Below are 22,081 nucleotides of genomic sequence, written 5' to 3'. Positions count from 1 at the left end.
ACAATGGCATATGTTGAGAGCCGCCGATGCAACCGGCACAAGCGACCGGCCCTTGCGGCAGCTTTGGTTCCCGTCTGCAAGGTAGCATCAGCAGGACTGCTCACCGGCGCTTTGATGATGGCGGCACCGTTATCCGCTCAGAAGCTCGAAGAGATAAGTCGACCGAAGGGACCTCTCAGTTTGGAATCGACGGGAAGCTTTTTCGTCGGTGGACACGCAGCCAAGCAAAATGCGACCGAGATCGGCCTTTATGGCGACGGTGAAATCACCGTCGACCAGATGTATGTGCAATATCTCATTCCGCAAAAGCGCTCGGGACTCCCGGTCGTGATGGTTCATGGCGGCACGCTCACCGGGAAAAGCTACGAAACCACGCCCGATGGCCGCATGGGTTGGTATGAATATTTCGCGCGACGCGGTTTCCCGAGTTACGTTGTGGATCAGGTCGGGCGTGCCCGCTCAGGCTTCAATCAAGCCCCCTTCAATGCTGCGCGCGCGGGCGCTGCTAACCCACAAAGCCAACCAAATCTGCGCCGCGTTGCGAACGATGTCGCCTGGGTGCGCTTTCGTTTTGGTCCAAAAGCCGGAGAAGCGTTTAGCGACAGCCAATTTCCGGTGGCCGCGGCAAGTGAGTTCGCCAAACAGGCAGTTCCGGACCTAGGCCAGAGCTTCCCCGCATATGACCCCAATTTTTCAGCCCTCGCAGCACTAGCACAGCAATTGAAGGGCGCCGTGCTCATGGGCCATTCACAAGCAGGTCGCTACCCATTTGAAGCCGCTTTGCTCGCCCCCAGCGGCATCAGAGCGCTGGTCGCGATCGAGCCGCCAGGGTGCAAGGCGGCTGAATATAGCGATGACCAGATCACGAAGCTCGCGCGGCTACCGATATTGGTCGTCTATGGCGACCATCTCGAAACACCCCAAAGCCAAGGTGTGAGTTGGCTCCCCTTTTTCCAAGACTGTGAGAAGTTCGTTGCTCGCGTGAACGCCGCAAAGGGTAATGCCAAAATGCTGCATACGAGTGAGCTCGGCATCCGCGGGAATAGTCACATGATCATGCAGGATCGAAACAATCTCCAGATTGCCGATCTCATCATTAAGTGGATCAGAGAGATGACCCGACCGGCGCGCTAGCCGCGCTGGCAGAACACCTAAATCCGCTAGCACCCCTAAACGCCGCCTTCCCGCGCCTGCGGCGCCATCAACCAAGCCAAAGCGGCGGTAGGATCGTCGAATATTTGCATCTGTGGCACCATCATGGTTCGCCGTATCTGCATACGAGCAACCGCGCTTTTCGTGACCATCGCGGTGCGGCTCGAGACTGGGAAATTTTCGAAGACTTTACCGAGCACTCCCAACGTATCTTGAGGTAGAGGCTGATTGTCCGTCAGCACAATCCTGAGCCGGTACCCAGGCTCTATTCGCTCTCGCCGCCTGCAAGCTTCACAGTCGGCCGCATAACGACGCATTTCATCAGGCGTGAATAAGCCTGACCAGCTTATATCGAGGAGGTTCCACGCGCGGTTGAACTGAATGGTATACATCAGGCCTCCGCGAGAATGCGCCACCGGCAAGCCAAGGTCGTGCTGTGGCTTGCCCTGATCAATCCGCCAATTTTCTCGGGCCAAAGAAGATGTAGACCAACTTGGTATCTTCGAGAAAATGGGAGAATTGGAGCGAATTTGCGGGGATGGTGACAATATCCCCAGCGCGAAGAACGACCTTATGGTCTCCGACAGTCGTTTCGATCGCGCCTTCGAGAATGACGCTGATCTCTCGCATACCATATGTCGAGCAGCCTTCGGCCGGCATGCGCTGGCCTGTTTTGAAATGCCCCGTCCCAACGATAAGCGTGTCAGCAGCGTCATCTTTGAACATGAACTGCTCGAGCAGCGGTGCACTGCTGCTCTGCGACCAGAGCAAAGTTTTGGCCTCCACGGTCAATTCTTCTGTTCCAAAACAGCGCGAAAGATTGAGGGCGTCCCCACGTAAAGCAGGATCGCAGGCTGATCGGTTTCGTTCCAAGCCGTATGGGGCGAAATGGACCGGAAATGCATGCTGTCGCCCTTTCGAAGAACCTCACGCAGGTCTCCGACTTGGGACACAAGCTCCCCGCTAACTACAAAGAGGAAATCTTCGCCTTCGCGCTGGTCAACTGGAAAGCGATGCCCTGGCGGGATGGTCATCAGGATCGCATCCATCATCTGCCCCGGCAGTGCCGAGCTCAGCTGCTGATAAATGACCGGAGAGTCGATATCGATATATTCGGGTTCGTCAGCACGCCGAACGATGTTCTCGTCCTTCGGCACCTCCATGAAATATCCGATATCCACCTCGAGCGCTGCCGCTAGCGCAGTCAGGGATACGAGCGATGGCACCGTCTGATTGCGCTCTGCCTGCGACAAAAATGGCGCAGACAAACCGCTCGCGTCCGCCAGGGCCTGCAGCGTCAAACCAAGCTCCTGGCGACGGCTCTTAATCCGGCCGCCTATGGCAATCTTCCTGGGCGTCCGCTTGGGGGCTAGGAAGGGCATTCGCGTCTCTCCAAATAAGCATTTTGTTTCGCAAGGCCCGGATGCTCGACGACATCCGGGCCTTTGTCGTTAGAACTTCGCCGCCAATTCGACACCGTAGGTTCGCGGTCGGCCCTGATAGTTATAGTCGGGGGCCACGACCTCCTCATAATAGCGCTCGTTGAGCAGATTTTTCCCCCAGATCGCGATCGACCAGCCCTTTCGATGCTCCAGAGCAATACGACCGCTCACAAAGTTGATCGGGTCGCGAACTGGCACACCGACGAAGGTACCGCCTTCATGGAAGTAGGTCTTACCGCGACGCTGCCAGTCGGCTCGGAATACGCCATTATAGTCGTCCGATAGCGGAGCCACATATTCCACGCCCGAGCTGATCGTCAGCTTGGTCGTATAAGGTACCTGATTGCCGATCGCAGCGGGGTTGGCTGCATATTTTTTGATCTCCGCATCGGTGAAACCAACGCTGCCGAAGACCTTGAAGCTGGTCACGGGACGCAGTGTCCATTCAAGCTCAACGCCAGTGATATCGACGCGATCGATGTTGGTGACGATCTGCGCATTGACCGATCCGTTGAAATTGAAGGCCTGCAGATCCTTAGCGCGGGTGATGAAAGCGGCCCCGCTCAATGTAAGCATATTGTCGAGCAGCGAGGCCTTCGCGCCGACTTCATAGCTGGTCGCGACTTCTTTCTTATAGACAGATGCCGAGATGGGAGCGCCCGTAAAAGGGTCGACTTCCGTACCCGGCGAGTTGAAGCCGCCCGACCGAAAGCCTTGCGCTGCCGTTGCATAAACCTGAGTTTGATCCGACGGCTTCCAACGAATGGTGCCCTTGGGCTGAAACTTCTTGAAGGTAGCTTCGCGCTTAGCAGGCCCCGTAATCGGCAGACCAAAGCCATCGACTCTGAACGGCGCCACACGGGGATCGGTCTGCCGCCGACGATCGCTGTCGAAACGGCCAGAGAGCGACAGCTCAACCGTCTCGGTCACATCATAATTGATCTGGCCAAACAGCGCGTAAGCGAAGTCCTTGTTGTTTTCTGCGAAATAGCGCCGCGTTTGATTGGGAGTTAGCGGATCGAAATCAAGCACGGGAATGATGCCAAAACCCAGATCCTCATTCGTACCCGTTACCAGCGAACGGTCGCGCCACAGAAAATAGGCGCCGGCGATATAGCGCAAGGGCTGGTCGCCCGGAGAGGTTAAGCGGACCTCCTGGCTCCAATTTTTGATGTCATTATCCTGGAAGGTCGTGTTGTAGCCCGCCGGGAATTGCACATCTGCACCGTTAGGATTGCCGCTCGGGCCGAGCCCGAACGTCCGCGGGTTGGTACAATTGACAAGGCCATCCGACACCGATCCATAGCCAAACAGATAGCACTGACGGTTGTTCGAATAGTCGTAGCCATCAAACGCTACGAGATGCTGCACATTGCTATAAGCGGTCGTCGATGTGAGCGTTCCGATCGCGGTATCGACGTCGACCTTGAGCGAGAAATCAATCAGCTGGCGGTCATCAAAGCCCAGATTATTCGATTCTGGCGCCACCACATCATTCGCAACGTCGACATTGGGTACCGGGTCAAGGAACGGTCGCCCCGATGCCTGCAGAAGCGGACGCGCAAAATATGCGGCACCACCCTTGCGGGTCGAATAGAAGCCTCGAAAATCGACCGACACCGTGTCCGTCGGGGTCCAGTCCAGCCGCAGCCTAGCAGTCGTATCCTCGAAATAATCGACCTTCTTGTTAAGGAAGCTGTTGCGGATCAGACCATCCGACTGCGACCGCGAGATCCCAGCGCGAACAAGCAGAACGTCGTCGATAAGCGCGCCGCTGACAGCAGCACTGGCGGTAAACGCGTCGCCATTGCCGTAGCCAACGCGCAGATTACCCGAGAAGTCATTGGTTGGACGCTTGGTCGTGATATTGATCGCACCAGCAATGGCGTTTCGCCCATAAAGCGCGCCTTGCGGTCCACGCAGAACCTCAATTTGCTGGATGTCGAAAAACTCCTGTTTGAACTGGAGCGGGCTCGACAATAGCACTCCATCGATCGAAATCGCGACCGGCGTCTCGCCGTTACGGATCTGACCAACACCGCGGATATTGATCGAGACGTTCCCCGAATCCTGCGCGTCAGCAATTGTGATGTTGGGAACAAGCGCGATGAAATCGGTTGCTCGCGTCAGATTTGCGCGCTCGATAGAGGTCGCGGTGATCGCCGTGACCGCGACTGGCGCGTCCAGCAGCTTTTCCTCGCGTGACCGTGCAGTGACAACGATTTCATCCAAAGATGTAGGCACCTCCGCGCTAGGCGCAGATGTCTGAGCCTGAGCTGCTGCGGGCGCCAGGCACGCCACAGCCAACATCGCCGCGATCGAACTACCCCCCATGTAAGCGATCTTCATAAAAGCCCCTTCCCTTTATGTCGGCTCGGCGGCGCTCGCCTGTCCCAGCTACCATCAAAGGGATATGATCAAATATTTTGATGTCAACAAAAAGTTTGACATGTCACATTATGTGATACAGCTCTGTGACAGCGAGGGGCGCTGCTGGGATATTCGGAGCGTGTCGGCTGGCTTACAGGCTACAAAAATCGAAAGAGGACATCGGATCGATCATGCGTGTGGCAACTGATGTTGGAGGAACTTTCACCGATCTTGTCGCTATCGGACCGGACGGGATCGTCACGGCTAAAGCTGATACGACACCGCCCAATTTCGATCAGGGTGTGCTGCACGCGATTGACCGGGCGGGCCTCTCTCCAGAGACGTTCGCATTCTTCGCCCACGGGACAACGGTCGTCATCAATGCCTTGCTCTCGCGAACCGGCAGCAAGACAGCTTTGATCACAACCCGTGGTTTTCGGGACGTCCTCGAAATCGCACGAGGTAATCGACCCGACCTGTTCAATTTCGCGTTCAAGAAGCCCGCACCGTTCGTACCGCGCTATCTGCGCTTCGAAATGGACGAGCGCATTGGGGCCGATGGCGAGATAATCCAGCCAATCGACCTTGCCAGCCTAGAAGCGATTGGCAAGGTGCTTGAAGCAGAAGGCGTTGAGGCGGTCGCCGTGTGCTTTCTGCATTCTTATGCGAACGCTGAACATGAAGCTTCCGTCTGCTCTGAGCTTCGCGCACTTTGGCCCAACCTCTCGGTTGTTGGATCCTATGAGGTATGTCGCGAATGGCGCGAATATGAGCGGACAAGCACGACCGTATTATCAGCTTATGTCCACCCTATAGCTAAACGCTACCTGGGGCAGCTGGAAGCCGGCCTCCAGGCCCGTGGCCTGTGCTCAGCACCTTATATCATGCAGTCAAACGGGGGCGTCACGACTGTGCAGGGAGCGCGACATAATCCAATCGCGCTTGTGGAATCTGGTCCCGCAAGCGGCGTATTGGGCGCTGCTGCGCTTGGTCGCAAAATCGGCGAGCCAAATCTCATCGCGCTCGATATCGGCGGCACGACGGCCAAGACCGCGTTGATCCGTGATGGACAGGCAAGGATCACCACCGATTATAAGATCGAGTGGCATCGCACCAATCCGGGCTACCCAATCCGAACCCCCGTCGTTGACCTTGTCGAGATCGGCAATGGCGGCGGATCAATCGCATGGATTGATGATGGCGGCCGCCTCCATGTCGGTCCCAAGAGTGCAGGCTCGACACCTGGCCCAGCCGCTTATGGCCGAGGCGGTACCGAACCCACGACCACGGATGCCAATCTCGTACTGGGGCGGATTAATCCGAAATTGTTTCTCGGCGGAGAGCAAGCGCCCGATATCGAGAATGTCCAGGCAGCATTCCAACGTTTTGCGGACCGAATGGGCGGCAGCGTCCAGGACATTGCTCGCGGTGTTATCCGCATCGCCAACGCGAACATGGTCAATGCTCTCAAGCTCGTGTCACTCAATCGCGGCTTCGATCCACGCGACTTCGCGCTCATTGCCTTTGGCGGCGGTGGTGCGATGCACGCTGTCTCGCTTGGCAAGGACCTCTTAGCGCGTAAGGTGATCATTCCGGCGAACTCAGCGGTATTCTCGGCCTGGGGGATGTTGATGAGCGACATCCGCCGAGATTTTCTGATGACCAGGGTCGAGCAGCTCGCCACCTACCCGACTGATACCCTTAATATGGTCTACGGCGATATCGAAGCCGAAGCACAAAAAGTCTGCGCTGACGAAGGCATGGATGCATCGCGCCTGCGCTTCGAACGCTTTGCCGACATTCGCTATTGCGGACAGGATCACACGGTCAAAGTGCCGATGGCAGCGGGGCTCTTAGGCTTAGCGCAAGTTGGGCAGGCTGTTGAGGATTTCCACGCTGAGCATGAGCGGGAATATAAGTTCCGGCTGCCTAATGACGTCGAGTTGGTGAACTATCACGTCGTCGCTTTCAACGAGACCGACAAGCTAGACCTCCCGCCAAAGACCATAACGGGCGCCACAGTCAGCGACGCCCTCTCGGGTCGACGCGTCATCGATTTCGATGTCGATGGCGTCCATGAGAGCGCAGCGTACGATCTGAACCGCTTTGAGCCAGGCATGGAGATTGCCGGTCCCGCGGTGATCGAGGACAAAACCACCACGATCGTCATCAACCCCGGCTGCAGGGCTACGATGGACGCGGTGGGCAACATTCATATCGAGCTCGGGAATTGATCATGAGCGAGAACGACCCCTTCACCCAGGAAATCATCAAAAACGCGTTGGTAGCGATCGGCGACGAGATGTTCGTGGCGATGGCCAAGACGAGCATGAGCCCGATCATCTATGAGGCGCTCGATTATTCAGTTGGCATCACCAATGCGCGCGGAGATCTCATCGCCCAAGGCAATGGGACGACCGTTTTCCTGGGCATGATCGACTCTCTGATTCAGGACATCCTCGAGAAGTTTCAACCCAGCGGCGACATATTCCCGGGCGACGTTTTCATATCAAACGACCCCTATAAGGGCGGCGGCACACATCTGTGCGACGTCGCCATCGCGCAGCCCATTTTCTATCGTGACCAGTTGGTCGCCTTCGCAATGAACAAGGCGCATTGGGTTGACGTGGGAGGAATGGCGCCAGGCAGTTTTACCACGGACTCCACCGAGATCTTTCAAGAAGGAATTCAGCTTCCAACGATCAAGGTGTTCGAGAAGGGTAAGCCCCTGAGCGGTGTGCTCGAGCTAATCCAATCCAATATTCGTCTACCGAAAGATTCGATGGGTGATTTTTGGGCCGGCATCGCTGCCAACAAAGTAGCAGAGACACGTCTTGTCGAGCTCTTCGATCGCTATGGAAGCGATGCGATGGAGCAAGCGATGAGTGATTTGCTCGACTATGGCGAAGCGATGGTCGCGGCTGATTTGAAGAAACTGCCGCAAGGGACCTTTTATGCTGAGGATTGGATCGACGACGATGGCGTCACCACTGAGCCTCTTAAGGTTTGCGTGCGGATCGACATCAGCGAGAATAAGTTCAAGGTCGATTTCACCGGTAGTGCGCCGCAAAGTGTAGGCCCGTGCAACAACTCTCGCACTGGGCTCGTTTCCGCCGTTCGCACAATTTTCAAGGCTCTCACCAACCCCAGCATTCCCGCCAATGGTGGATGCTTTCGTGCGATCGAGGTCGTCTGCCCCGATCGCACCTTGTTCACCGCCGAACGTCCAGCACCAGTCGCGACATATTGGGAAACCATGTTGTACGCGCAGGACCTCATCTGGAAAGCCCTGGCAAGCCATCTGCCCGAACGCCTAACCGCAGGGCATGTGCTTTCCGTATGCGCTGTGATTTTCGCAGGCAAACACCCAAAGACCGGAGCATCGACTATTCTCGTCAGCCCGCTTCTCGGCGGGTGGGGCGCAATGGAGAACCGTGATGGCCTGAACGGGCAATTTTCGGTGGCCGATGGCGAGACCTACAATATCCCTGTTGAGATCACGGAAGAAAAATATGGCGTGAAAGTTCGCCGCTACGCCTTTCACGATGATGACGGCGGTGCCGGCCAATTCCGAGGCGGTAAGGGTGTCGCGCTAGAATATGAGATCCCGGAAGACGGTTGGACTTTCACCGGTAGCTTTGGCCGGTGCAAATTTCCGCCGTGGGGGGCAGCCGGCGGACAAACAGGCTCGCCCAACTATGCTGAAATCCTCCGCCAGGGTGTCCGAGCAGACCCGCCCGAGATCATGGCGAAGCCAGCGCGGGTGCGATTACAAAAGGGTGATGTGGTGCGGATGGTTACTGCGACCGGTGGCGGTTGGGGCGACCCTCAACTGCGTGACAGGTCAGCCATAGCGCAAGATCTACGCGACGGCTTTGTCACAGCAGAGCAGGCTCTGCGAGACTATGGTTACGCCTCCTAAGCCTATCGGAGCATCCATGCAGGAAAACGGCGCAAGGGGTGTGAAAACACTCCTTTCGAAGGCGCGTGTCTTTGATGGCGTATCGCCCCAGCTTAGCGAGCCCTCGTTTATCACAGTCGTAGATGGTAAGTTCGAAGCGATCGATGCGACCCGTCCGAAAGGTCGTTTCGATTGCGAGGTCGATCTGGCGGGCAGAACGCTGATGCCGGGCCTGATCGATGCTCACTTTCATGCCTTTGCCACCGAGACCGATACAGCAAAATGTGAGCGATACCCGCAAACCTACGAAGCACAGCGCGCTAGGCTGAACCTAGAAGCGGCTTTGCTGCGTGGTTTCACGACGATCCGTGATGTGGGCGGCGGCGATCACGGTACCTGGCTCGCGGCTGAGCAAGGATTGTTCCCGTCACCACGCATCTTCTTTTGTGGTCGCGCCTTCAGTCAATCAGGAGGACATGGCGATGCGCGCGCACCTTATGAAAGCAGTGATCTATGCGGCTGTGCGCCGCGTGGAGCCTTATCCGACCTGCTAGATGGCGTGGATGCCCTGCGCAAAGCCTCACGGGAGGCGCTGCGGCAAGGGGCACATCATCTCAAGATCTTTATGTCGGGCGGCATCTCAACCCCCAGCGATCCGATCTGGTATCTGCAATTTTCAGACGACGAAATTGCGGCGGTCGTCGATGAAGCCAGGCGCAGACGGCGTTACGTAGCGGCCCACGCATATACCGCTGACAGCATAATGCGGGCTGTGAACCTCGGGGTTCGTTCAATCGAGCATGGCAATTTGATCGACCTGCCGACTGCAAGAGCGGTGGCGGCGGCTGGAGCCTTCGTCGTTCCAACGCTTGTGACCTACGACGCGCTCTATCGCTTTGGGAATGATGCAGGGGCCCCATCCCATAGCCTTGAAAAGCTTGCCGAGGTTCGGGAGCGCGGCTTTGATGCCATCCGCATTTGCCGATCGGCCGGAGTTCGCTTGGGTTTTGGTACCGACCTCCTTGGTTCGTTGCATGCATATCAGCGTGATGAGTTTCATCTGCGCGCGCGTGTTGAAGCAGCGCCGGACATTTTGAGATCGGCGACTTCGATCAACGCATCGCTGCTCGATATGGAGGGAAAGCTTGGCGTGATTTCGCCCGGTGCCTTCGCCGATTTCCTGATTGTCGACGGCGACCCACTCAAGGACATAACGCTGCTTGCGACAGGCAGTGAAGGCATTTCTCAAATATGGAGCCGCGGCCGCAAGGTCCGGTGACCGCCTTTAGCCGCAGCAAAAACTCCCGCACCACGACGCTGGACATGACCCCAGCGAATAGGCTGAGCCAAAATGCGACTTTGACAGCAGATGCGTGGCGATATTCAATCTTGCGGCTACCGCATTTGCTGGGGAGCACCTTGGAACCCTGAAAATGGAAGCCCGATGAAAGTTCGCCATACGATCCTCTCAACGCTTTTTGTGACTTGGATCGTGTCGTTCCTCGACCGCATGGCTTTACCGGTGGCGCTTCCCTATGTGGCGGACGACCTTCATCTCAGTCCCCTCGCCCTTGGCTTTGTTTTGACGGCCTTCCACGGCGGCTATGCACTCAGCCAAATCCCAGGCGGACTGCTCGCCGATCGTTTTGGTGTCCGCCGGGTCGCGACCCTTGCTATGCTCTGGTGGTCGGTTTTTACAGCGATTACGGGCTCTGTCGGCAGCCTTGTACAGATGATGGTTGTCCGGTTCCTGTTTGGACTCGGCGAGGGCCTATTTCCCGCTTGTGCATTCAAGACTGTGGCCGTCTGGTTCCCCAAAAAGGAGCGCGCCACCGCCAATGCAATCCAACTGGCGTCTAACCCTTTAGGAGCCGCGCTGAGCCCGCTCATCGTAGTGTGGATCATGTCGACTTGGGGATGGCGAGCGGTATTTCACACGCTGTTTTTTGTCGGGATCATCATCTCATTCTTGTTCTGGAAGATGGTCCGCGATGATCCCTCGAAGGATTCTCGCCTGTCATCAACCGAACTGTCCGAGATCGAAGGCGACGTAACGGCTGATCTTGATGCGGCTTCTGGCAACGTAAGCATAACGGATGCTCTTCGTACACCCAATGTCGTGAAATATTTCACGATAGCCTTCTTCTTCGGCATCGCCAATTGGGGCTTCATGACCTGGTTGCCCACCTACCTCGTGAAAGCGAGAGGCTTCTCGATGGTCGAGATGGGGGTGGCAGCCTCGCTCCCATTTTTCGCAGGCAGTTTGGGCGCACTGAGCGCAGGCTGGGCATCGGACAATCTATTCGCCACGCGTCGCCGCGTTCCCGTAATTGGAGCGATCATCGTGGCGCCGATCCTGATGTTCGCGTCGATGACAGCTCAGTCGACAGCTCTCCTGGTGATCTGCCAAACACTCACTGGCTTTTTCCTCTTATTCTTCCATGCATCATTTTGGGCTTTCCCAATGAATACCATCCCAAAGAAGATGATGGGTATTGCTGGAGGCTTCATCAACATGGCGGCTCAGATCGCGGCGTTCGTGTCCCCGCTACTGATCGGCTTCGTCGTGGACCAGTCGAACGGAAACTATAATTACGTGTTCGGTGTCCTGATCTCAGCGCTGCTGATGGTTTTGATGATGGCGCTTATACTGCCGCGGCAAACGGGCGAGAACACTCTTGCAGCCACTCACTGACGGGTAATCGGCCTACCGCGCAAGTATGTCGCGTGAAATCCTCGCAGCTACGGCGCGAGTATCTTCCATGAAAGCTGTCACCAAATCCGCATTGCGGCTGTCCGCCAGCCGGCATAGCTGGAACCAATAGGGGACTTCCGGCTCAAACCGCCTAGCAATGAGGCGATCTTCGAATCCGCTCAAGCTAAGCGGGTGAACAAGGCTGACGCCTAAGCCCGATGCTACGAGCTCACACACTGTCGGCGCCACATTCGTCGCCAGCACAGTGCGAGGTTCGACCCGGTAGCGTTCCAGCATATCGGCGACACGCGTGCCGATATCCGCCATAGGATCAAAAGCTATGAAGGGTGTATCATGGAGATCCTCGGGCTCGATCACATCCTTGGCCGCAAAAGGATGGTCTGGCGACGCGATCGCGACCAATGGATGGGTCATCAACGGCTCACTCGTGACATAGCGGCTGTCGGCCTTGCAGTTGACCAACCCGACATCAAAACGCCGAGAAACGATCCGTTCTACAATCCAGTCCGAAGTGAGTTGTTCGACGGCGCAAAATACGCCTTGCCGAGAACCTAGGAACGTCCGCGTGACGCGCTCGATAAAAGGGCCAGAGAGGGCTGGCATGACGCCGACCGCAATGCGGCCCTGTTTTTCTCTGCGGATCGCTTCGACCGCATTTTCGACCTGCAATACACCTGCGAAGATACGGCCTACTTCCTCATAGAGGCGAAGACCGTTGGCCGTTGGCGCTAATCGCCCCTTGAATCGGTCGAATAGCTTCAATCCGGTGTCCATCTCCATATTGGCGATTTGTTTGCTGATCTGGGGTTGAGACATTCCGAGCACCAGCGCAGCTCGGCTCACGGTCCCGCTTTCTACCACCGCCTTAAAGGCCTCAATTTGGCGGAGATCAACATTTCGGGGCACGGCTTTACCTCAGTGAATAGGTCGACCGAGTATCGGACTTGGACGAATATAGTATGAGTTTCTACGAACTCTCGGTGCAAGAGGGTTTTGTATGAACGCAGATGTCGTGGTGGTTGGGGGTGGGCTTGTCGGCGCCTCTATCGCGCTTGGCCTAGTCAAAAAGGGTCTCGAGGTCCTCGTTATCGACGGCGAAGACCGTGATTTTCGGGCATCAAACGCAAATGGCGGCCTTGTTTGGCAACACACTAAAGGGCTTGGAAACCCGCATTACCAAGCGCTGACGCGTCAGTCTGTAGACGTCTGGGGCGCATTTAGGGACGAGCTTGAGCATCTTGCCGGCATTGAGGTGCCCTATCAGCAGAGCGGCGGCCTGCAGCTGTGCCTCGGCGAAAACGCCTTTAGCAAGCGCCGTAGCGACCTCGAGCGTCTCCATAATCAAATTGTAGGAACCCCAAGCGAGACCGAGCTCCTCGATCGTCCAGCGCTGGATCGCCTTCTTCCGGGCGTTCGGTTTGGCAAAGATGTCACCGGCGCGAGCTATTGCCGCCGTGACGGTTTCGCTAACCCTTTAGCGACGCTTGCGGCGCTGCACATCGCAATCGTGCGGCTTGGCGGGCACATTCGTGGGGGAATGACAGTCCGAAACGTCGTTCAGAATGATGCTGGCCTCTTCCTGATCGACTATGGCTACGAGACAGCGACCGCCTCAAAAGTCGTCCTTGCAGCAGGTCTAGGCAGCGCGGCGCTAGGCGCGCACCTAGGCCTTGCCATTCCGATTAGCCCTTTGCGCGGTCAGATCCTCATAACCGAACGTGTTGAACCCTTCCTGCCTGTGCCGATTCTAGGTTTGGCGCAGTTGCAAGAGGGTACCGTTATGATCGGCACAACGCACGAACATGCGGGCTTAGATGCCGCCGTTACCGCTGATGCCGCGACCTCAATGAGCGCTGAGGCCGTGCGCATGATCCCAGCTTTAGCGATGCTTAAAGTGGTCCGACAATGGGCCGGGCTACGGGTTATGACGCCGGACGGCTATCCGATTTACGCGCAGTCCAAAAGCCATCCAGGCGCCTTCGTAGCAACCTGTCATTCGGGCGTAACCCTGGCAGCCGCTCACGCGACCATGATTGCTGATGGAATCGCGGCCGGCGCTTTTCCCAACGATCTCGCCGCCTTCACGCCAGACCGCTTTTCTAAAACCGATCTCAACTGAGTGCGGCCGGCGCCGCGGCTCGTGCTCTTGCCCCTTTTTTGGAGATTCTAATGTCGGAAATCATACGCATGGACGGAGAGGCCCGCGGGAGCCGCGTCGTCATCCATAATGGTATCGTCTATCTGGCCGGTGTCACGGCCCCGGATCGCGAGCAAGATATTGGCGGTCAAACCACCCAGGTTCTCGATCGTATCGACGCCTATTTGGAGCGCGCAGGCACCGACAAGACCCGCCTGCTTACCGCACAGATCTGGCTTCGTGACATTGAGCGGGATTTTGCCGGGATGAACGCGGTATGGGACCATTGGACTGCTCCCCACGCAAGCCCGACCCGTGCCACTGTCCAGAGCTCAATGGCATCCACACCGACCCTCGTCGAAATTGTCGTCACTGCAGCGCTACCGTGAATATCAAAGAGACCGGATAAATTACCACAGCGCCAACCTGTCCATGACGACCCCGATGCGCCTAAGCTCGCTCAAGATAGCCTCATATCGAGCATGAGCCCTACGAATACACAGGACGATTCTTGGACTTTGACACATGACTGTAACGCTCGCCAAAACTCCCACTCACATAACCAAATAAGGGAGTGAGACGATGAAGAACTGGGGAAAATTGGGAGCGCCCACGCGCGCCATACTCGCGAGTAGCGTCAGTATCGCTACGGTAGCTGGATTTATGATGTCAGCCCCCGCGCTTGCACAAAGCGCTGCTTCTCAGCCTCTGACAGAAGAACAAACGGCAGAAGTCGAAGACATCGTTGTCACCGGCACCCGCGTGATCCGTGACGGATATACAGCTCCTATACCGACAACCGTTCTCGGAGCTGCCGACATTGCGACTAGGGCACCTAGCAACGTCGCCGACTTCGTCAACATTCTCCCCTCACTCGCCAGCAGCGTGAAGCCCACGACCAGCATCGCATCGGTGGGTCCCGGCACGAGCGGCATCAATGCGCTCAACCTTCGAAATCTTGGCGTCAATCGAACGTTGGTACTGCTTGATGGGCAGCGTGTGGGCGCGTCGACCCTTACCGGCTGGGTCGACATCAACCAGTTCCCGCAAGCGCTCATCAAGCGTGTCGACGTTGTTACGGGTGGCGCTTCGGCTGACTGGGGCTCGGACGCTGTCGCAGGCGTGGTCAACTTCGTCCTAGATCGTGACTTTAAGGGCGTGAAAGGCGACGTCCAAGGTGGTGTCACCACTTACGGCGATGATCGCAATTACAAGGCCTCGCTAACTGCAGGCGCCAGCTTCGCCGATGATCGTGGCCACATCCTTCTGAGCGGTGAAATCGCCCATAATGACGGCGTCCGCGGGATCGGTGATCGCAAATGGTACAAAGCGAAAAAGATCTTCTTCAATCCCGCTTATACCGCCACCAATGGCCAACCACAGCTGCTGGTCCGCGAAAACACCGGCTTCGCCACTGTAACCCCTGGCGGCATCATCACATCGGGCCCGCTGCGCGGAACCTATTTTGGGCAAGGTGGGACACCCACCCAGTTCAACTACGGGTCGATCGTCAGCGGTAATTTCATGCAAGGCGGAGACTCGCAATATTCTGACTTTGGAACGACCGGCGATCTCAGCCCTCGCCTGTCGCGTCAAAATGCATTTGGCCGCTTGAGCTTCGACGTTACCGACAACGTCCAGATCTTTGGTCAGCTATCTTATGGCCGCGCGCATAGCCGTGTCGCCTTTAGCGATCAGTTCGTCTTTGGTTCAAGCACGGTGGCTGCCGGCGCGACCTCGACGGTTAGCACCATCGTTATTCAGCCAGACAATGCCTTCATTCCTGCGAGCATTCGTTCGCGTGTGACCGGACCATTTAGCTTGGGCACGACGAATGAGGATCTGGGTCCGATCATTTTGACAACCAACCGTAAGTCGGTTCGCGGCATGATCGGCGCATCGGGTGACTTCGATGCGGTGGGCTCCAACTGGAAGTGGGATGCTTATGCGCAGCGCAGCGTCAGCCGGGTGTATACGGCGGCTCGCACAACCATCACCGCTCGCTACAATCAGGCGATTGATGCTGTGGTCAATCCTGCCACCGGCGCGATCGTCTGCCGCTCGACGCTCACCAATCCGACCAACGGCTGCGTCCCTTACAACATCTTCGGCACCGGCGTGGTGAGCGATGCTGCGCGTAACTATGTCCTAGGCACGGCCTTTGGCCGCACGCGCCTCACGCAAAACGTCCAGGCGTTGACCATGCGCGGCGATCCGTTCTCGACATGGGCAGGCCCTGTTTCGGTCGCCTTTGGTGTCGAGCATCGCAAGGAAGCTGTAAGCGGTAGCAGTGATGCGCTGTCGCCGGCGCGCTCTTATTTTGCAGGCAATTACAACGCCAGCTTTGGTTCCTACAACGTCACCGAAGGCTTCCTGGAGGCTGTGATCCCGCTTGCCAAGGATGCCTCCTTTGCCAAGAGCCTCGACCTCAATGCGGCAGTCCGGGCGACGGATTATAGCACGTCAGGCTATGTGACGACGTGGAAGGCTGGCCTGACCTACAAGCCTATCGATGACATCACGCTGCGTGTGACGCGTTCGCGCGACATTCGTGCGCCCAATCTGTCCGAGCTGTTCCAGTTCAACCAGACAGCGGGCGCCAACGTCACCGATCCATCGCGTGGCAATGCAGCGACAACTGTGTTTTCGGTGACGAGTGGCAATCCGAACCTGAAGCCAGAAAAAGCGGACACTTTTGGCGCAGGCCTGGTTGTTCAGCCGAGTTTCCTCCCCGGCTTCGCGGCCTCGGTCGACTATTATAATATCGACATCAAGGGTGCGATCAGCACGGTCGTTGCTCAGACGCTGGTCAATCAGTGCTTTGCTGGAAACACGCCTCTGTGCGCTCAGATCCAGCGCAATGCCGCCGGCGTGATCACAACGGTGCTGGTTCAGCCGATCAATCTGAGTAAGCAGTTGTCGCGAGGCGTCGACTTTGAAGCCAGCTACCGCCGTGACCTTGCAAACCTGTCTTCGGGGCTGAGCGGCAACCTGACATTGCGTGTTCTCGCGACGCGCTTCATCAAGAACTACTTCAACAATGGCATCAACCGTCCGACCGACACGGTTGGAACGAACAGTCAGAATGGCACTGCGGCGGGCGTTTCTCCGTCCCTACCCCGCTGGCGCTATTTGGCCTCTGTCGGCTGGGACGGCGAGGCTGCGGCTGTGCAGCTCACTGCGCGCGGGTTCAGCTCTGGCAAGCTAAACACTGCTTATATTGAGTGCACGACGGGTTGCCCCACCTCCACAACCGAGCAGATGACGATCGAAAATAATCGCGTTCCCGGTGCGATCTATTTCGACGCCTATGGAAGCTACAAACTGTTCGGCGATGCTGAGGTCTTCGTCGCCGTAGACAATTTCACGAACAAGTCACCGGCGCAGGTAGCCTATGGCCCATCGATCGGCGGCACGCCGATCAGCGTGAACCCTGCACTCTTCGATGTTCTCGGACGTACGTTCCGCGCGGGCTTCCGCTTCAAGATCTAAGATAACTTTCCTCGCCGTCCCGCCTTGAGCGGGACGGCGAGAGTTTCTCTTCGTACGTAGCCCTCCCGATGCGGGCTAGGCTTCCGGCACACTATTCTCGCGCCTATTGAATGCGGTCGAGAATATCCGATGCGACATTTCGGATTATCGCTGCAAATCTTCGAACAAGTTCGGCGTTGCGGTTATCCGCGCTGTAGCACAGCTGGTAATGAAGCGAGATCGCAGGTTCAAAACGACGCACTGTAACCCGGTGCTCAAGCCCGCTGAGCGCCAGGGGATGGACTAGCGAGACCCCTAATCCGCCGGCAACAAACTCACACAAAGTCGATGCCACATTCGACACAAGCAGGATGTTTGGCCGCACGTCATGTGCATCGAGCATCTCACGTACCAGCCTGCCGACGTCTGGCTCAGAAAATGTTACAAACGCGACGTCGCGGAGGTCCTCTGGCCGGACGACCTCACGGCTTGAGAGTGGATGGCCAATAGGCATCACACAAACCAGAGGATGTTCCATAAATGGCTCGCGAACCACGAATGGGTTATCGATGAGGTGGTTCACTAGTCCGATGTCGAGTTTCTTCGTCACGACCCAATCGATCACCCAAGGTGACACGAGAGAGTGGACCGAACAATAAACGTTTGGACGCTCCTCCAAAAAACGCAGCGTCGCACGTGGTATAAAGGATCCTGAAAAAGCTGGCATGCAACCAATCGCCAGTCGCCCCTGCTCTTCGCGCCGAATGGTGTCGATTGCATATCCGACCTGACTGACGCCGGCGAAAATACGGCCAACTTCTTCATAGAGGCGCATCGCATCGGCCGTTGGCACCAGCCGTCCGGTTGATCGATCAAAGAGCTGTAGGCCAGTATCGGCCTCAAGATTCGAGATGAGTTTGCTCATCGCGGATTGAGTGATGTGAAGTTGTTCGGACGCTTTGACGACAGATCCTCGCTCTACGACCGCCTGAAAAGCTTCGACCTGACGGAGGTAAATCTGTCTCGGCATCCTTAACCCTGACGAATAGCCCATGTCGCTAATCGACTTGGACGGAAAGAAAATGGGCGAATAGGCTCATGTGATGCAAGCACATTCGCGCAAAAAAATGCGGCTTAGAAGCGGGTCAAGAGTGACAGAGGCCCAGCCCTGTCTGTTACAGTCTGCCCGCCGATTTGCGGCGCCAAGCAGCGTCGATCTCTGGACGGCCGCCATCAACTTTTTGCTTCCACACAGTGGACAGGCTGATCGTGGAGACGTGAGGTGATGTTCCGCAAGTTAGACGATCGCCCCGGCACTATCACCATTGAGATCGACGGCTTGCCGGTGATCGCCGAGCCCGGCGAGTCTGTTGCAGCGGTTTTGCTGCGCCAACCCACACCGTGGACGCGTCGTAGCGCGGTATCGGGTGCGCCCCGCGCGCCCTATTGCATGATGGGTGTTTGTTTCGAATGTCTCGCTGAAGTGGACGGCGTCGCATCGGTCCAAACCTGCCTGGTTCAGGTAGCCGACGGCATGCGGATCTCGCGTCAGGCGGGCAAACGCAGGATCGTCGCATGAAATCGGTAGATCTTGCCATTATCGGCGCTGGCCCGGCAGGTATGGCCGCGGCCATCACGGCGTCTTCATACGGCTTGACTGTCATCGTCTTCGATGAGCAACCGGCCCCTGGTGGTCAAATTTGGAGATCGGTCGAAACCGCCAGCCGGCGAGATGCCATTCTCGGGCCATCATTCGTCGAAGGACGAGCAATCGCTCAAGCTTTTCGCGCCTCGGGCGTGGTTTATCAACCCGAGGCCAAGATCTGGCATATCGAAGCCGGGTATAGTGTTTATTACAGCCTTGCTGGCGAAGCTCACAGGGTTGACGCCAAGGTTGTCATTCTCGCCACCGGAGCACAGGAACGGCCTGTACCTTTTCGCGGCTGGACGCTTCCTGGCGTTTTGACGGTTGGGGCTGCTCAGATCCTTTTGAAGAATGCGGGCCAGATTCCGCAGGAACCCGTCTGGATAGCCGGGAGCGGGCCTCTACCTCTGCTCTACGCGGTTCAGTTCCTCCAGGCTGGCGGACGGCTAGCGGGCTTTCTCGACACGACGCCGCCCGGCCAATGGCGCCAGGCTATACGACACTTCCCAAGGGCCATCCGAGCATGGCCTGAACTCGTGAAAGGGTTAAAATGGAGCGCCACACTGCGCCGTGCAACCCGCGTGATAAAAGGCGTGGAGGATATTGAGGCTGTCGGCGACGGTTCGCTTAGGCAAATACGCTACCGTAAAAATGGCAGCTGGCACTCCACAGAAACCAGCGTGTTACTCATCCACGAAGGTGTGATCCCGCATATCCACGCTGCCATGTCGCTCGATTGCACAATGACGTGGAATGACGCCCAGGACTGCTTTGCGCCAAAGCTTGACCAGTGGGGTGAAAGCTCTCGTGACAACCTGTTCATTGTAGGCGATGGTGCTGGCATTGCCGGCGCCAAAGCAGCCCTCTTGCGGGGTAAGCTTGCGGCTCTCCGCATTGCAGAGCGACTTGGTCGGCTCGCCAGCGCGAACGCTGTGGTGGTCCGCGATCGGATCGACAAACAATTGGCTCGCGAATTGGCGATACGCCCATTTCTCGATGCGATGTTCAAACCGCGGCCGCAGGTCTTTAGACCAGCGGATGAAGTGATCATATGCCGTTGCGAAGAAGTGACGGCGCAGCAGGTCCGATCGCTCGCCCACATCGGCCGTCCTGGTCCAAGCCAGATAAAAACGGCCACACGGTGTGGCATGGGGCCATGTCAGGGGCGGCAATGCGCCTATACGCTACAGCGCATATTGGCCGTCGAGCAGAACAGATCCCCGCAAGAGGTGGGGTTTCTTCATATCCGTCCGCCACTTAAGCCGGTGACGCTCGGAGAACTTGCTATTCTGGGTAGCACCAAAAGCGCGGCTCATAGCGACGCCACCGAGGTCCACGAATAGCGCATAGTCGTAAGATGTTTGCTCGCTAATGCGTCACTCCTGCAACGGCGGCATCAAGCACCGCCAGGAGCGGCGCCCTCTGCGCGAGCGCGCAATATCGCCTGAACTCGCATGCGAAGGGCTTGTGGCAATGCTCGCCTGTGTCGCGAAACACCTCCGCCCCGCGGATTGAGACGTTAGCGTCGGCGGCCACATTGGGACGCCGCGCTAATTGCCGCCGCATCGAGCGCGTGACGTCGGCATCCTGGAAGCGGACGACAGCGATGTCCGGCCGCCGCCAATCAGGCGCGCTCTCAAGGTGGCGGATGACCGCCTGTGAGATGGTGACGCCACAGCTCCGCATGATCCAAACCTGGGTCGCGATGTCAGCCAGTTGATAGGGTTTGACGCGGGGTGATGCCTTGACCTCAATCGCGCGCCAGCCGCCCTCACCATCGGGCTCGAGGATGTCGACACGGCACAGCACATTATCGTGGAGGAAAGTCGCCTCGAAGATTGGCCTGGGCTTAGCCATTGCGAGCAACTGCGTCGTCCGATCAATTGCTGCCTGCATATCGGGCAAGGCATCGACCATGATCCCGTCAGGATGCGCTAGGAGCGCCTTGTGGCCGACTTGATGCCCAAACTGGAAGCGGGCGAGCGTCTCAGGGTCGAACTGTCCGACATGGCGGCGGTGCACCTGAAGCCACAGCCGCCGCGGACAATGTTCGAAGGCCGCGATCTTCGACTTGGACAGCCGATATTTGGTGGGGCTCTCGCTCATGCTGCGAGCCTCTGAGGCACTGCCCCTTCACAAGCTCCAGACCCCTCGCTGGCAAGCCCGATCAGATAGTCAGCAGCCGCCTGCGCCTTGCTCGCCGCCGTCAGGATTGCGCGCGGATCATCGGCCAGGATCCTAAGCCAGGACGCGACATAAGGCGCATGGTCCGTGCGCGGTTCGCAGCCAAGCTGGAGGTGACCAACCGTGAAGGCTGCACCAAGCTCTGCGACCAGCTCTTCCATCGCATAAGCTTCAGAACCAAAGCGCCCCGTCAGATCCCGATCGAGCCGCGCCTTGGCCCCTGACCAATGGACCAGCTCATGGGAGAGCACGGCATAATAAGCCTCGGCCGATCGGAAGGCACCAAAGGACGGCATCGAGATGAGGTCAGCGTGCGGATCGTAGAAGGCGACGTCCCCGCCTTCCCAGATATCGGCAGGTTGGGCACGGAAGAAGGCCTCAGCCGCCTCGATCCGAGCCGAGGGTGAGAGCCCACTATCAGGTGATGCATAGCCATCGACCTGATCAGCATTGAAGACGTGGAAGGCACGCGCCAGCAGGCGCTGCTTCTCGCCCTCTCCATCCTGGTCTTCGGTCTCCCTCGCATCGATGGGCTTCCACAGCACAACGGTTGTCGCGCGCTCGCCCTTGCGCACCTGCGCGCCCAGCTCTGCCCATTGCCGATAGGTCGCCCAGCGTCCCGAAGCGAAACCCCGACGGCTGGCTTCGGCCCACAGCAGCAAGGTGTTGATCCCGCGATATGGTCGGTTGGTCAACGCATTGGCGGGCGCTCCAATGCCAGCACCCAAATGCCAAGGCATTCGGCACGTCCCCACACCCGCTTCAATCGCAGCGATAATGTCCGCTGTGATCCGTTGATACAGGTCCATCTTCATCCACGCTCTCCGACCATTGCGGGAGAGGTTCGTGGAGGGCGGCGCTAAGTTTACCGGTCGAGCATGAACCTGACAGCTTAGCCCGGTGATATTTTGCTCACACACTTAGTCGCAAAGGGCTCCATACAAAATCTATGTGATGCCAATGCCGTACATATGCACGCCTATCTCATAAAAATTTACTCGTATAATGTAAGCAGCGATTTTGAAAAAATATGAGCTCCATGTCTCAAAAAATCGTCAAATGA

18 protein-coding genes are annotated in these 22,081 nt (G+C 57.4%); 10 read left to right on the top strand and 8 right to left on the bottom strand.

All coding sequences use genetic code 11. From position 1 onward, the window contains the following. Positions 1 to 3: 3 nt before the first annotated feature. Positions 4 to 1,134 carry an alpha/beta hydrolase family protein gene (locus EOD43_RS06425; RefSeq protein WP_206363497.1) on the top strand — a complete coding sequence of 377 codons (1,131 nt, stop codon included), beginning with the start codon at positions 4 to 6 and terminating at the stop codon, positions 1,132 to 1,134. Between the two features lie 35 nt (positions 1,135 to 1,169). Here the strand turns inward: EOD43_RS06425 and EOD43_RS06420 are convergent, their stop codons facing one another. From EOD43_RS06420 to EOD43_RS06405, 4 genes are all read right to left on the bottom strand, one after another. After that, positions 1,170 to 1,544 carry an STAS/SEC14 domain-containing protein gene (locus EOD43_RS06420; RefSeq protein WP_127742175.1) on the bottom strand — a complete coding sequence of 125 codons (375 nt, stop codon included), beginning with the start codon at positions 1,542 to 1,544 and terminating at the stop codon, positions 1,170 to 1,172. A gap of 58 nt (positions 1,545 to 1,602) precedes the next feature. Next, positions 1,603 to 1,938 carry a cupin domain-containing protein gene (locus EOD43_RS06415; RefSeq protein ID WP_240653228.1) on the bottom strand — a complete coding sequence of 112 codons (336 nt, stop codon included), beginning with the start codon at positions 1,936 to 1,938 and terminating at the stop codon, positions 1,603 to 1,605. A 2-nt stretch (positions 1,939 to 1,940) separates the two neighbouring features. Further along, positions 1,941 to 2,534, bottom strand: a complete 594-nt coding sequence (locus EOD43_RS06410; protein WP_127742171.1) for a helix-turn-helix domain-containing protein — start codon at positions 2,532 to 2,534, stop codon at positions 1,941 to 1,943. Between the two features lie 69 nt (positions 2,535 to 2,603). Further along, entirely contained in the window at positions 2,604 to 4,943 is a 2,340-nt protein-coding gene (locus EOD43_RS06405; protein ID WP_127742169.1) for a TonB-dependent receptor, read from the bottom strand. A gap of 212 nt (positions 4,944 to 5,155) precedes the next feature. Here EOD43_RS06405 and EOD43_RS06400 point away from each other — a divergent pair, with 212 nt between their 5' ends. The 4 genes from EOD43_RS06400 (at position 5,156) to EOD43_RS06385 (ending at position 11,560) form a co-directional block, all read left to right on the top strand. Then, positions 5,156 to 7,198: a hydantoinase/oxoprolinase family protein gene (locus EOD43_RS06400; RefSeq protein WP_127742167.1), complete on the top strand. Its 2,043-nt coding sequence runs from the start codon at positions 5,156 to 5,158 to the stop codon at positions 7,196 to 7,198. A gap of 2 nt (positions 7,199 to 7,200) precedes the next feature. Continuing rightward, the gene (locus tag EOD43_RS06395) at positions 7,201 to 8,886 is read left to right on the top strand and encodes a hydantoinase B/oxoprolinase family protein (protein ID WP_127742165.1); all 1,686 of its coding nucleotides are present in this window, start codon (positions 7,201 to 7,203) and stop codon (positions 8,884 to 8,886) included. A 16-nt stretch (positions 8,887 to 8,902) separates the two neighbouring features. Further along, the gene (locus tag EOD43_RS06390) at positions 8,903 to 10,144 is read left to right on the top strand and encodes a metal-dependent hydrolase family protein (RefSeq protein WP_164857128.1); all 1,242 of its coding nucleotides are present in this window, start codon (positions 8,903 to 8,905) and stop codon (positions 10,142 to 10,144) included. A gap of 165 nt (positions 10,145 to 10,309) precedes the next feature. Next, complete coding sequence (locus EOD43_RS06385) at positions 10,310 to 11,560, top strand: MFS transporter (RefSeq protein WP_164857127.1); 1,251 nt, start codon at positions 10,310 to 10,312, stop codon at positions 11,558 to 11,560. A gap of 12 nt (positions 11,561 to 11,572) precedes the next feature. Here the strand turns inward: EOD43_RS06385 and EOD43_RS06380 are convergent, their stop codons facing one another. Further along, complete coding sequence (locus EOD43_RS06380; RefSeq protein ID WP_127742159.1) at positions 11,573 to 12,487, bottom strand: LysR substrate-binding domain-containing protein; 915 nt, start codon at positions 12,485 to 12,487, stop codon at positions 11,573 to 11,575. Between the two features lie 91 nt (positions 12,488 to 12,578). On the opposite strand from EOD43_RS06380, the gene EOD43_RS06375 reads away from it, so the two are divergent. The 3 genes from EOD43_RS06375 to EOD43_RS06365 all read left to right on the top strand — a co-directional run bounded on the left by EOD43_RS06375 (position 12,579) and on the right by EOD43_RS06365 (position 17,210). Next, positions 12,579 to 13,700, top strand: a complete 1,122-nt coding sequence (locus EOD43_RS06375; RefSeq protein WP_127742157.1) for an NAD(P)/FAD-dependent oxidoreductase — start codon at positions 12,579 to 12,581, stop codon at positions 13,698 to 13,700. Between the two features lie 50 nt (positions 13,701 to 13,750). Further along, complete coding sequence (locus EOD43_RS06370; RefSeq protein WP_127742155.1) at positions 13,751 to 14,107, top strand: RidA family protein; 357 nt, start codon at positions 13,751 to 13,753, stop codon at positions 14,105 to 14,107. A 193-nt stretch (positions 14,108 to 14,300) separates the two neighbouring features. Then, the gene (locus tag EOD43_RS06365; RefSeq protein ID WP_127742153.1) at positions 14,301 to 17,210 is read left to right on the top strand and encodes a TonB-dependent receptor plug domain-containing protein; all 2,910 of its coding nucleotides are present in this window, start codon (positions 14,301 to 14,303) and stop codon (positions 17,208 to 17,210) included. A 103-nt stretch (positions 17,211 to 17,313) separates the two neighbouring features. On the opposite strand, the gene EOD43_RS06360 is transcribed toward EOD43_RS06365, so the two are convergent. Beyond that, a complete protein-coding gene (locus EOD43_RS06360) occupies positions 17,314 to 18,219 on the bottom strand; it encodes a LysR substrate-binding domain-containing protein (RefSeq protein WP_127744650.1) in 906 nt (301 codons plus the stop codon). 255 nt (positions 18,220 to 18,474) lie between these two features. On the opposite strand from EOD43_RS06360, the gene EOD43_RS06355 reads away from it, so the two are divergent. Continuing rightward, positions 18,475 to 18,768: a (2Fe-2S)-binding protein gene (locus tag EOD43_RS06355; RefSeq protein ID WP_127744649.1), complete on the top strand. Its 294-nt coding sequence runs from the start codon at positions 18,475 to 18,477 to the stop codon at positions 18,766 to 18,768. Next, complete coding sequence (locus EOD43_RS06350) at positions 18,765 to 20,177, top strand: FAD/NAD(P)-dependent oxidoreductase (protein ID WP_127742151.1); 1,413 nt, start codon at positions 18,765 to 18,767, stop codon at positions 20,175 to 20,177. The genes EOD43_RS06355 and EOD43_RS06350 overlap by 4 nt, the downstream gene beginning before the upstream one ends. A 25-nt stretch (positions 20,178 to 20,202) precedes the next feature. Here the strand turns inward: EOD43_RS06350 and EOD43_RS06345 are convergent, their stop codons facing one another. Next, a complete protein-coding gene (locus EOD43_RS06345; RefSeq protein WP_127742149.1) occupies positions 20,203 to 20,940 on the bottom strand; it encodes a hypothetical protein in 738 nt (245 codons plus the stop codon). Next, positions 20,937 to 21,833, bottom strand: a complete 897-nt coding sequence (locus tag EOD43_RS06340; RefSeq protein WP_127742147.1) for an ArdC family protein — start codon at positions 21,831 to 21,833, stop codon at positions 20,937 to 20,939. Before EOD43_RS06340 ends, EOD43_RS06345 begins: the two co-directional genes overlap by 4 nt. Positions 21,834 to 22,081: the final 248 nt, after the last annotated feature.

Source organism: Sphingomonas crocodyli (assembly GCF_004005865.1).
GTDB lineage: Bacteria > Pseudomonadota > Alphaproteobacteria > Sphingomonadales > Sphingomonadaceae > Rhizorhabdus > Rhizorhabdus crocodyli.
Note: the sequence above shows the minus strand (reverse complement) of the source record. Positions and strands in the feature narration are given on the sequence as shown.

What these genes read in the sequence shown, in the direction of transcription:
- EOD43_RS06425 (WP_206363497.1), top strand. Translation starts at nt 4, where the DNA reads ATGGCATATGTTGAGAGCCGCCGATGCAACCGGCACAAGCGACCGGCC.
- EOD43_RS06420 (WP_127742175.1), bottom strand. Translation starts at nt 1,544, where the DNA reads ATGTATACCATTCAGTTCAACCGCGCGTGGAACCTCCTCGATATAAGC.
- EOD43_RS06410 (WP_127742171.1), bottom strand. Translation starts at nt 2,534, where the DNA reads ATGCCCTTCCTAGCCCCCAAGCGGACGCCCAGGAAGATTGCCATAGGC.
- EOD43_RS06405 (WP_127742169.1), bottom strand. Translation starts at nt 4,943, where the DNA reads ATGAAGATCGCTTACATGGGGGGTAGTTCGATCGCGGCGATGTTGGCT.
- EOD43_RS06400 (WP_127742167.1), top strand. Translation starts at nt 5,156, where the DNA reads ATGCGTGTGGCAACTGATGTTGGAGGAACTTTCACCGATCTTGTCGCT.
- EOD43_RS06395 (WP_127742165.1), top strand. Translation starts at nt 7,201, where the DNA reads ATGAGCGAGAACGACCCCTTCACCCAGGAAATCATCAAAAACGCGTTG.
- EOD43_RS06390 (WP_164857128.1), top strand. Translation starts at nt 8,903, where the DNA reads ATGCAGGAAAACGGCGCAAGGGGTGTGAAAACACTCCTTTCGAAGGCG.
- EOD43_RS06385 (WP_164857127.1), top strand. Translation starts at nt 10,310, where the DNA reads ATGAAAGTTCGCCATACGATCCTCTCAACGCTTTTTGTGACTTGGATC.
- EOD43_RS06375 (WP_127742157.1), top strand. Translation starts at nt 12,579, where the DNA reads ATGAACGCAGATGTCGTGGTGGTTGGGGGTGGGCTTGTCGGCGCCTCT.
- EOD43_RS06370 (WP_127742155.1), top strand. Translation starts at nt 13,751, where the DNA reads ATGTCGGAAATCATACGCATGGACGGAGAGGCCCGCGGGAGCCGCGTC.
- EOD43_RS06365 (WP_127742153.1), top strand. Translation starts at nt 14,301, where the DNA reads ATGAAGAACTGGGGAAAATTGGGAGCGCCCACGCGCGCCATACTCGCG.
- EOD43_RS06360 (WP_127744650.1), bottom strand. Translation starts at nt 18,219, where the DNA reads ATGCCGAGACAGATTTACCTCCGTCAGGTCGAAGCTTTTCAGGCGGTC.
- EOD43_RS06355 (WP_127744649.1), top strand. Translation starts at nt 18,475, where the DNA reads ATGTTCCGCAAGTTAGACGATCGCCCCGGCACTATCACCATTGAGATC.
- EOD43_RS06350 (WP_127742151.1), top strand. Translation starts at nt 18,765, where the DNA reads ATGAAATCGGTAGATCTTGCCATTATCGGCGCTGGCCCGGCAGGTATG.
- EOD43_RS06345 (WP_127742149.1), bottom strand. Translation starts at nt 20,940, where the DNA reads ATGAGCGAGAGCCCCACCAAATATCGGCTGTCCAAGTCGAAGATCGCG.
- EOD43_RS06340 (WP_127742147.1), bottom strand. Translation starts at nt 21,833, where the DNA reads ATGAAGATGGACCTGTATCAACGGATCACAGCGGACATTATCGCTGCG.